Annotated in this window: 9 protein-coding genes and 1 pseudogene; 3 read left to right on the forward strand and 7 right to left on the reverse strand. The window is 69.7% G+C overall.

Translation table 11 applies throughout. The annotated features are described in order from the left end of the window. The 3 genes and pseudogenes from KN815_RS39495 to KN815_RS52430 form a co-directional block, all read left to right on the forward strand. The coding region (locus KN815_RS39495; RefSeq protein WP_216346625.1) for a response regulator at window positions 1-589 on the forward strand (589 nt) is incomplete at its 5' end. 279 nt (window positions 590-868) lie between these two features. Continuing rightward, a complete protein-coding gene (locus KN815_RS39500) occupies window positions 869-2,095 on the forward strand; it encodes a serine hydrolase domain-containing protein (RefSeq protein ID WP_216346630.1) in 1,227 nt (408 codons plus the stop codon). A 509-nt stretch (window positions 2,096-2,604) separates the two neighbouring features. Beyond that, window positions 2,605-2,790, forward strand: a pseudogene (locus tag KN815_RS52430) (MMPL family transporter); the annotation flags it as partial. Between the two features lie 38 nt (window positions 2,791-2,828). On the opposite strand, the gene KN815_RS39510 reads toward KN815_RS52430, so the two are convergent. The 7 genes from KN815_RS39510 to KN815_RS39540 all read right to left on the reverse strand — a co-directional run bounded on the left by KN815_RS39510 (window position 2,829) and on the right by KN815_RS39540 (window position 7,948). After that, window positions 2,829-3,026: a hypothetical protein gene (locus tag KN815_RS39510; RefSeq protein ID WP_216346632.1), complete on the reverse strand. Its 198-nt coding sequence runs from the start codon at window positions 3,024-3,026 to the stop codon at window positions 2,829-2,831. Continuing rightward, window positions 3,023-3,331 (reverse strand): DUF4158 domain-containing protein, encoded by a 309-nt coding sequence (locus KN815_RS39515; protein WP_216346626.1) that lies wholly within the window; start codon window positions 3,329-3,331, stop codon window positions 3,023-3,025. The genes KN815_RS39510 and KN815_RS39515 overlap by 4 nt, the downstream gene beginning before the upstream one ends. 263 nt (window positions 3,332-3,594) lie before the next feature. Beyond that, complete coding sequence (locus KN815_RS39520) at window positions 3,595-3,798, reverse strand: hypothetical protein (protein ID WP_216346627.1); 204 nt, start codon at window positions 3,796-3,798, stop codon at window positions 3,595-3,597. Window positions 3,799-3,901: 103 nt separating this feature from the next. Continuing rightward, the gene (gene npdG, locus KN815_RS39525) at window positions 3,902-4,639 is read right to left on the reverse strand and encodes an NADPH-dependent F420 reductase (protein WP_216346628.1); all 738 of its coding nucleotides are present in this window, start codon (window positions 4,637-4,639) and stop codon (window positions 3,902-3,904) included. 47 nt (window positions 4,640-4,686) lie between these two features. Further along, the gene (locus KN815_RS39530; RefSeq protein WP_253209528.1) at window positions 4,687-5,670 is read right to left on the reverse strand and encodes a carbohydrate ABC transporter permease; all 984 of its coding nucleotides are present in this window, start codon (window positions 5,668-5,670) and stop codon (window positions 4,687-4,689) included. Further along, window positions 5,667-6,608, reverse strand: a complete 942-nt coding sequence (locus tag KN815_RS39535; protein WP_216346629.1) for a carbohydrate ABC transporter permease — start codon at window positions 6,606-6,608, stop codon at window positions 5,667-5,669. Before KN815_RS39535 ends, KN815_RS39530 begins: the two co-directional genes overlap by 4 nt. Then, window positions 6,605-7,948, reverse strand: a complete 1,344-nt coding sequence (locus KN815_RS39540; RefSeq protein WP_216346631.1) for an ABC transporter substrate-binding protein — start codon at window positions 7,946-7,948, stop codon at window positions 6,605-6,607. The genes KN815_RS39535 and KN815_RS39540 overlap by 4 nt, the downstream gene beginning before the upstream one ends. Window positions 7,949-8,145 lie beyond the last annotated feature (197 nt).

Raw genomic sequence — 8,145 nt, forward strand, 5'->3', positions numbered from 1 at the left:
CCAGGCGGACATCACCGTGGCGGGCACCGCGAACGACGGTGAGGAAGCCGTCGAGGTGTGCGCGCGGCTGCGGCCGGACGTGCTGCTGATGGACATCCGGATGCCGCGCCGCAACGGCCTGTGGGCGCTGGCCGAGCTGGGCCGCCGGGGACTGCTCGGGCCGGGGCGCAGCCGAGTACTCATGCTGACCACGTTCGACCTGGACGAATATGTCGACGACGCGCTGGCGGCCGGGGCGTCCGGCTTCCTGCTGAAGAACAGTTCGTACGAAGAGCTGACCGGGGCCGTGCGTGCCGCGGCGGCCGGGCACAGCGCGCTGAGCCCCGCGGTGACCCAGCGGATCATCGAGGGCCATCTCAGCGGCCGGCGACAGCCCAGCGACCAGGAGCTGGCCCGGCTGCGGGACCTCACCGAGCGGGAGGTCGACGTACTGCGTCTGATCCGGGACGGGCTGAGCAACGCCGAGATCGCCGACCGGCTCGTGGTGAGCCTGCACACGGTCAAGACGCACGTCAGCCGCGTGCTCACGAAGACCGGCTGCCAGAGCAGGGCGCAGGCGGCGGTACTGGCCAGGAACACCCTGTCCTGACCCGCCTCCGGTTGGCCACCGGGCCGACGGGGCGCCATACCCCCGTGTGGTCATTCCTTGGAGTGACCCCGCGCCGGTGGGAAGCCCGCCATCGAGCGATGTACCGGGTGCGCGCCACTGACTGAATGGATGTTGTGCGCGGGACCCGCCGAACGGCCGCTCATCAGGTGAGTGCCCGGTCCCTCGACGCACACAGCACCTGTCACGCGCCGAAGGGAACTCGCTATGTCCGCACACACCCTGTCCCGCCGTCACCGGATCCGCCGGGGAGCACTGACCATGGCCCTGGCGACCTGCGTGGGCGCGGCGCTCGTGAGCTGCTCGGACGAGGTCGAACCGGCGGCCGGACAGAGCGCGGCGAGCCCGGCGGCCGATGCGCGGCTGGCCCGCCTCGCGCAGCAGGCGGCGGTCACCGGCTCCCTCGGCGTCATCGTCCGGGTCGACTCCGGCGACGGGAAGCCCGTCGAGATCGCCAAGCAGGCCGCCTGGACCAAGGACGACCGCACCCTCGCCGTCGGCGACCAGTTCCGTGTCGGCTCCAACACCAAGACGGTCACCGCGACCCTCGTCCTGCAACAGGTCGCCGAGAACAAGATCAGCCTCGACGACACGGTTGAGAAGTGGCTGCCCGGAGTGGTCGAGGGCGGCAAGGACATCACCGTACGGATGCTGCTGAACCACACCAGCGGTCTGGGCGACTTCCTGCTGACCCCGGAGTTCCTGTCCTCTCTCACGGGCCAGGAGAAGCGCACCTGGGCGCCGGAGGAACTGCTCGCCATCACGCCCGAGCAGGACCCGCCGGCCGAGCCCGGCGAGACGTACTCCTACAGCAACGCCAATTATGAAGCCCTCGGCCTGATCCTGGAGAAGGCCACCGGGAGCAGCCTGGCCGAGCTGATCAAGGAGAAGATCACCGGGCCTCTCAAGATGAAGGACTCGTATCTCGCCACGGACGCCGACTGGGACACCGGCCGGCAGCACGTGACCGGCTACGAGCCGAACGCCGAGCGGCTGAAGAAGATCCTCTCCGGGACCGTGGACCTGCCCGACGGCGTCGGGTTCGCCGGTCCCGAACGTCCCGACAACAACGTCGACACCTCCGCCATCGACCCGAGCTGGTCCTGGGCGGCGGGCGGCATGGTCTCCACCGCGGCGGACTGGCAGACCTTCCTCACCGCGCTGAACTCCGGCGAGCTGCTGCCGAAGGCCCAGATGAAGCAGATGCGGACCACCGTGGACGCGCCCGAGGAGGGCGGCGGCTATGGGCTCGGCCTGATGAAGGTGGACACGGCCTGCGGCACCGTCTGGGGGCACACCGGCGGACTGCCCGGCTACTCCAGCGAGATCTACACCGACGCCACCGGCACCCGTAGCGTCGCCGTCTTCAGCAGCACGAACTTCGGCATCAAGGACAAGGTCGCCGCGACCGCGAACAAGGCCCTCGTCGAAGCGGCCACCTGCCAGATGCTCGGCAAGCCCCAGCCCTCGGACAGCCCGGCCGGATGACGGCCGCGGACACCAGCCGACGCGCCGCCTCCGCCTTCGCCGGCGACCGCCTCGCTGACGACCTGTACGTGACGGCTGCCGTCACGCGCGTCCCGCACGAGACACGAAGCAATCCCCTACGACCGACCGAACACGAAAGTTGCACACCTCATGGCCACTCTGCTCCACAGGATCGGCCGCCTCGCCTTCCGGCGACGCGGACTCGCGGTCCTGCTGTGGGTTGTCGTCCTGGGTGCCGTCGGCGCCGCCGCCGTCAGCACCACGAGCACGAGCACCACGGGTCTCACCCTGCCCGGCACGGAGTCCCAGCGCGCCATCGACCTGCTGGACGAGAAGTTCCCCGCGGTCAACGCGGACGGCGCCTCTGCCACGATCGTCCTGCGGGCCCCGGACGGGCAGGACATCGGTGACGCCGGTCCCAAGAAGGCCGTGACCGCCACCCTGAAGGAGATACGGGACTCCTCCTCCCGTATCACGGACGTCACGAGGGCACCGGCGACACCCTCCCCGTGGCCGGCGAGAGCAGCACCCCGGAGATCATCGGCTTCGCGCTGGCCGGGCTCATCCTGGTCATCACCTTCGGCTCACTGGCCGCCGCGGGCCTGCCGCTGGTCACCGCGCTGCTTGGGGTCGGCGTGAGCCTGGCCGCCATCACGGCGCTGGGCTCCGTGTTCGACATGAACGGCAACACCTCGATGCTGGCCATGATGCTGGGCATCGCCGTCGGCATCGACTACGCGCTGTTCATCCGCTCGGCCTTCGCCAGCAGCTTGGTGGCCATCAGCGCGTGCAGCAGATTGAGCGCGTCATCCACCGTCGCGGTCTCCAGGTGCCGCACGGTCGCCAGCAGCGTCGGCGTCTGCCGTGTGACCTCCAGCCGCTTCAGCGTCGGCGCCTTCGAGGTCAGCCCGTACCGAGCCAGCCCGGTCATCCGCGCGGCCGGAACCCGTCCGGCATCCACCGCGCGGTCACATCGAGACCGAGCTGCTCGGCGACGAACCGCACCACGGAGGCCGGTACCGCCGTGGGGTCCTCGGTCAGGAAAGTGCCGAGCATCCGCACCGTGCCCCACTGCACCGCCCACCCCAACCTCGTAGCCGAACGGCGCTTCGCCCGAGCGAGCTCCAGGGCCCTGGTGTCCAGGCGGAAGAACTGTTCCAGCTCCCCGGGTGAGGGTTCCGTGGCGAACCGGCCGTAGCGGGCCTCTTGCTCAGCAGACAGGTATTCAACAGGCATGACCAGGAACGTAGAGCCCGCTGACCAGGCAAAACGGGTACGTCACCGAACCGGAATCAAGATCGCTCCGCTACCGCTAATTTCCGTTCGGATACTCCCCAGGGCCAGGCTACGGGAAGGGGAATGCCTCGATATGCGGCTCCACCGCGTACGGGCTCCGCCCCCAGACCCCAGGGGCGGAGCCCATGGTTACGGGAAGGGGCGAGGAGGGGAAAGCATCGCCATGCGGCTCCCCTCGTGGCCCCAAGCCCGCGGCCGCGAGCTCAGCCCGCCGCGCCCGTGCTGCTCTCCCGCTCGGCCGCGCGGTCGGCCCGGGCCTTGCGGACGTAGTACCAGGCCATATTGGACGAGATACCGGCGATCAGGATCCAGATGACCCCGAGCCAGCTCCCCCGCGCGAAGGACACGACGGCCGCGGCGATCGCGAGGACACAGACGGCCAGGGTGTAGAGGGCGAGGCGGGGCATGGGGTCGGCTCCTGTCGGGGGATGCGGCACTCCCCGACATTGTCCCCCATGCACCGCCGCGGGGGCGGGGCGCCCCGGATGTGCCGCCCGGGCGGCGGCGCCCTCAGACGTCGGTGACGCGCAGGCCCGCATGGGCCTTGTAGCGGCGGTTGACCGAGATCAGATTGGCCACCAGGGACTCCACCTGGTGGGCGTTGCGCAGCCGGCCCGCGAAGACGCCACGCATACCGGGGATGCGGGCCGCGAGCGCCTGGACCAGGTCGGTGTCGGCGCGCGACTCGCCCAGCACCATCACATCGGTGTCGATCTGCTCGACCTCGGGGTCCTGGAGAGTTACGGCCGACAGGTGGTGGAAGGCCGCGGTGACCCGGGAGTCCGGCAGCAGGGCGGCGGCCTGCTCGGCGGCGCTGCCCTCCTCCGGCTTCAGGGCGTACGCGCCCTTCTTGTCGAAGCCCAGCGGGTTGACGCAGTCGATGACCAGCTTGCCGCTCAGCTCCTCGCGCAGCGAGTCCAGCGTCTTGGCGTGGCCGTCCCACGGGACCGCGATGATGACGATATCGCTGCGGCGCGAGCATTCGGCGTTGTCCGCGCCCTCGATGCCGAGTTCCGCGCCGCCCAGCTCCCGCGCCGCGGTCTGCGCGCGCTCGGCGGCGCGCGAGCCGATGATCACCTTCTGGCCGGCCCTGGCCAGCCGGTAGGCGAGGCCGCGGCCCTGGTCGCCGGTGCCGCCCAGGACGCCGACGGTCAGGCCGGACACATCGGGGAGGTCCCAGGGGTCCTTGGCCGGGGCCTTCTTCGCGGGGGCGTCGGACGCGGAGTTCGGGGCATCAGGAGTAGTCATGACAGTGATCCTGTCACGCACCGCGGCCACCTTCATGGTGACGTCTCTTACGCTTTGACACTCCCCTCCGTCAGCCCTGTGCGCCAGTACCGCTGGAGTACGCCCATCAGCACCATCAGCGGCAGGACGGACAGGAACGCCCCGCCGACCGTGTACTGGTACAGCTCCGGCTGCCGGTCCGCGTATCCCTGCCAGGACGTCAGGCCGAGCTGGATCGGGTAGAGATCGGAGTCGGAGAGCATGACCAGCGGCAGAAAGAAGTTGTTCCAGATGTGCACGAACTGGAACAGGAAGACGGTGACCAGCGCGGGGGTCATCAGCCGCAGCCCCAGCGTGGAGAAGATCCGGGCCTCCCCCGCGCCGTCGATCCGCGCCGCCTCCAGGAGGGAGTCCGGGACGGCGGCGGCCGCGTAGATCCGGCACAGATAGACCCCGAAGGGGCTGACGATGCTGGGGATCAGCACGGCCCAGTAGGTGTTGGCCAGGCCGATCTCGCTGAAGAGGAGATAGAGCGGGAGGGCGAGCGCCGTGCCCGGGATCAGCACCCCGGCCAGGATGACGTTGAAGATGCCCTCCCGGCCGGGGAAGCGGAACTTGGCCAGGGCGTAGCCGGCGGCGGCCGCAAGCAGGGTGGCGGCGAGCGCGCCGACGCCCGCGTACATCAGGCTGTTGGCGAACCACCGGACGTAGATGCCGTCGTCGTAGGTGAGCACCCGGTGCAGATAGTCGAGCGGGTGCGGGTCGTGGAACCAGAAGCCGAAGGTGCCGAAGAGATCGCTGCTGGACTTGGTGGAGGAGACGACGAGCCAGTAGACGGGGGTCAGGAAGTAGATGGCGGCGACGGTGAGCAGCGAGACGGTGATGATCCGGTGCCGCAAGGGGGGTTGTGTCCCCTCCCGGCGCCTCGCCGCGCGGCGGCCCGCCCCGGGCCGGTCGTCGGGCGGGACCGCCTCGGGCCGCCCCTTCCCGGATGCGGCCTCGTCCGCGGGCTCGCTCGCGACCGCGCCCGCCAGGTCGTTCGCCTCGTTCATCCGTTGTCGCCGTCCTTCCCCCGCCGGCCCACGAGTCTGAGGAATCCGAAGGACAGCACGCAGGCGACGAGGGCGAGCAGAACCGCCTCGGCCGCCGCGATGTGCTGGTTGTTGCTGGTGAACGCCTCGTTGTAGGCGGCCAGATTGGGGGTGTAGCCGGAGTCGATGGAGTTGCTCAGCGGTTTGAGCACCTTGGGTTCGGCGAAGAGCTGGAGGGTGCCGATGAGGCTGAAGACGGTGGTGAGCACGAGCGCGGGCCGGATCAGGGGGAGTTTGATGTGCCGGGCGACCTGCCAGGCATTGGCCCCGTCGATCCGCGCCGCCTCGTACAGCTCTCCGGGTACGGCCTTGAGCTGGGCGATCAGCACCAGCATGTTGTAGCCGGTGAACTGCCAGGTGACGATGTTGGCGATGGACCACAGGACCGCCCCGCGGCCCAGGAAGTCCACATGCCGGCCCATCGAATCGGCCATCTCGACCAGCGGGCTGATCCCGGGGACGTAGAGGAAGCCCCACAGGATCGACGCGATCACCCCGGGCACGCCGTACGGCAGGAAGAAGGCGGTCCGGAAGAAGCCGACCCAGCGCGCGGAGGCCGCGTCCAGCAGCAGCGCGAGCGCGGTGGCGAAGGCGATCATCAACGGGATCTGGACGGCGCCGAACAGCAGCACCCGGCCGAAGCCCGCGGTGAACCGGTCGTCCTCCAGGGCGTGGGCGTAGTTGGACAGGCCCGCCCACACCTGCTTGGTCTCCCCGCCGAGGCCGAGCGGCCCGGTGCGCTCGACCTTCAGCAGGCTCTCGTAGAGGGCGTAGCCGATGGGGGCGATGAAGCACAGCAGGAAGAGCGCGAGGAAGGGCAGCAGAAACCCGGACGCCGCCCGGGCCCCGCGTGCCTCGGTCCGGGTGAGGCGGCGGGGGGCCCTGCTCACCCGCCTCACCCGGCCTTCACCTTGAGGCCCTTTTCCTTGAGGTCGGCGATCGTCTGGCCCTGCACCTTCTTCAGCACCGAACGGAAGTCGGACCCGTCGCCGATGGCGGCGGTGAAGGCGTCGCCGAGCCGCTGGTAGAGGGTGTCCGTGGCGGGGCCCCACTTCCAGCTCGTGTCCACGCCCTTGCTCGCCTCGTCGAAGACCTTGCTGTACGCCTGGCCGCCGAAGAAGTCCTTGTGCACATCGAGCTGGGAGGTGGTGTACCCCTGCTTGGCGCCCGGGGTGCCATAGCCGTTCTCGATCAGGAGCTTGATCGACTCGGGGTCGGTGTTGAGCCAGATCGCGAAGGCCAGCGCGTCCTTGGGGTACTTGGTCTTGGCGAAGACCGCGGTGGTGGAGCCGCCCCAGTTGGCGTAGGAGGCGTCGCCCTTCTTCCACTGCGGCATGGGCACCACGCGCCACTTGCCCGCGGTCCCCGGCGCGTTGCCGACCAGCAGGGCGTCGCCCCAACTGGCGCCGAGCCAGGAGGCGATGGAGCCGGTCTGGACATCCTTGTACCAGGCGTTCTGCCGGTCCGGAATGGTCTTGATGAGCTTGCGCCGGGCCAGCTCGTACCAGTAGTCGGCGACCTTACGGGTGGGCTCGTCGTCGATGGAGACGGTCCAGGTGTCGCCCTCGGTGCCGAACCAGCGCGCCCCGGCCTGCCAGGCCAGCCCCGCGAAGCGGTTGCCGTTGGTGGCCGAGAAGGTCTCGATCCAGGCGCCCTTCTTACGGATCGCCGTGGCCACCGCCTCGTACTCGTCCCAGGTGGCGGGCGGCTCTATGCCCCACTTGTCGAACAGGTCCTGACGGATGAACAGGCCCATCGGACCGGACGCCTGCGGTACGGCGTAGACGGCCTTGCCGAACACGGACTGCTGCCACTGCCAGCCGATGAACATGTCCTTGTGCTCGGCGACCCCGTACTTGGTCAGGTCCAGCAGCCCGTTGTCGACCAGGAAGCTGGGCACGACCGGGTATTCGATCTGGCCGAGGTCCGGCGGATTGCCCGCCTTGATGGCGGCGTGCATCTTGGCGTACTGGGCGCCGTCGACGGCCGAGACCTTCTCGACCTTGACCCGCACCTCGGGGTTCTCGCTGTTCCACAGGGCGACGGGTTTGTCGATGCCCGGCACCCAGGACCAGAAGGTCAGGGTGATCTTCTCGCCCTTCTTACGGCCCTTGGGTTCCCCGCCCCCGTCGTCGTCCGAGCCGCAGCCCGTGAGCGCGAACCCGGCCGCCGCGGCGGCCGCACCGCCGAGGACGGCGCGGCGCGGCGCGCCGGACGGCCAGGTGTTCCGTCGGGCCATCCGCGTGTCCCGTCGTGTCGGAGTGTCGCTCGTACCGGTCGGGGTGTCGTTCATCGGGAACCTCCGAGGAAACCCCCGCTTTCAGGCGGGGGAGGGATCGGGCTCCTGCGGAGCAGGGCAGGGGGAGCCGAATCGCCGCTGGGGCGATGCGGCGTCCGCCACTGACAATCCGTCAGGCAGTCACTAGCTGATGTGCT

The organism is Streptomyces niphimycinicus, assembly GCF_018883605.1.
GTDB classification, from domain to species: Bacteria; Actinomycetota; Actinomycetes; order Streptomycetales; family Streptomycetaceae; genus Streptomyces; species Streptomyces niphimycinicus.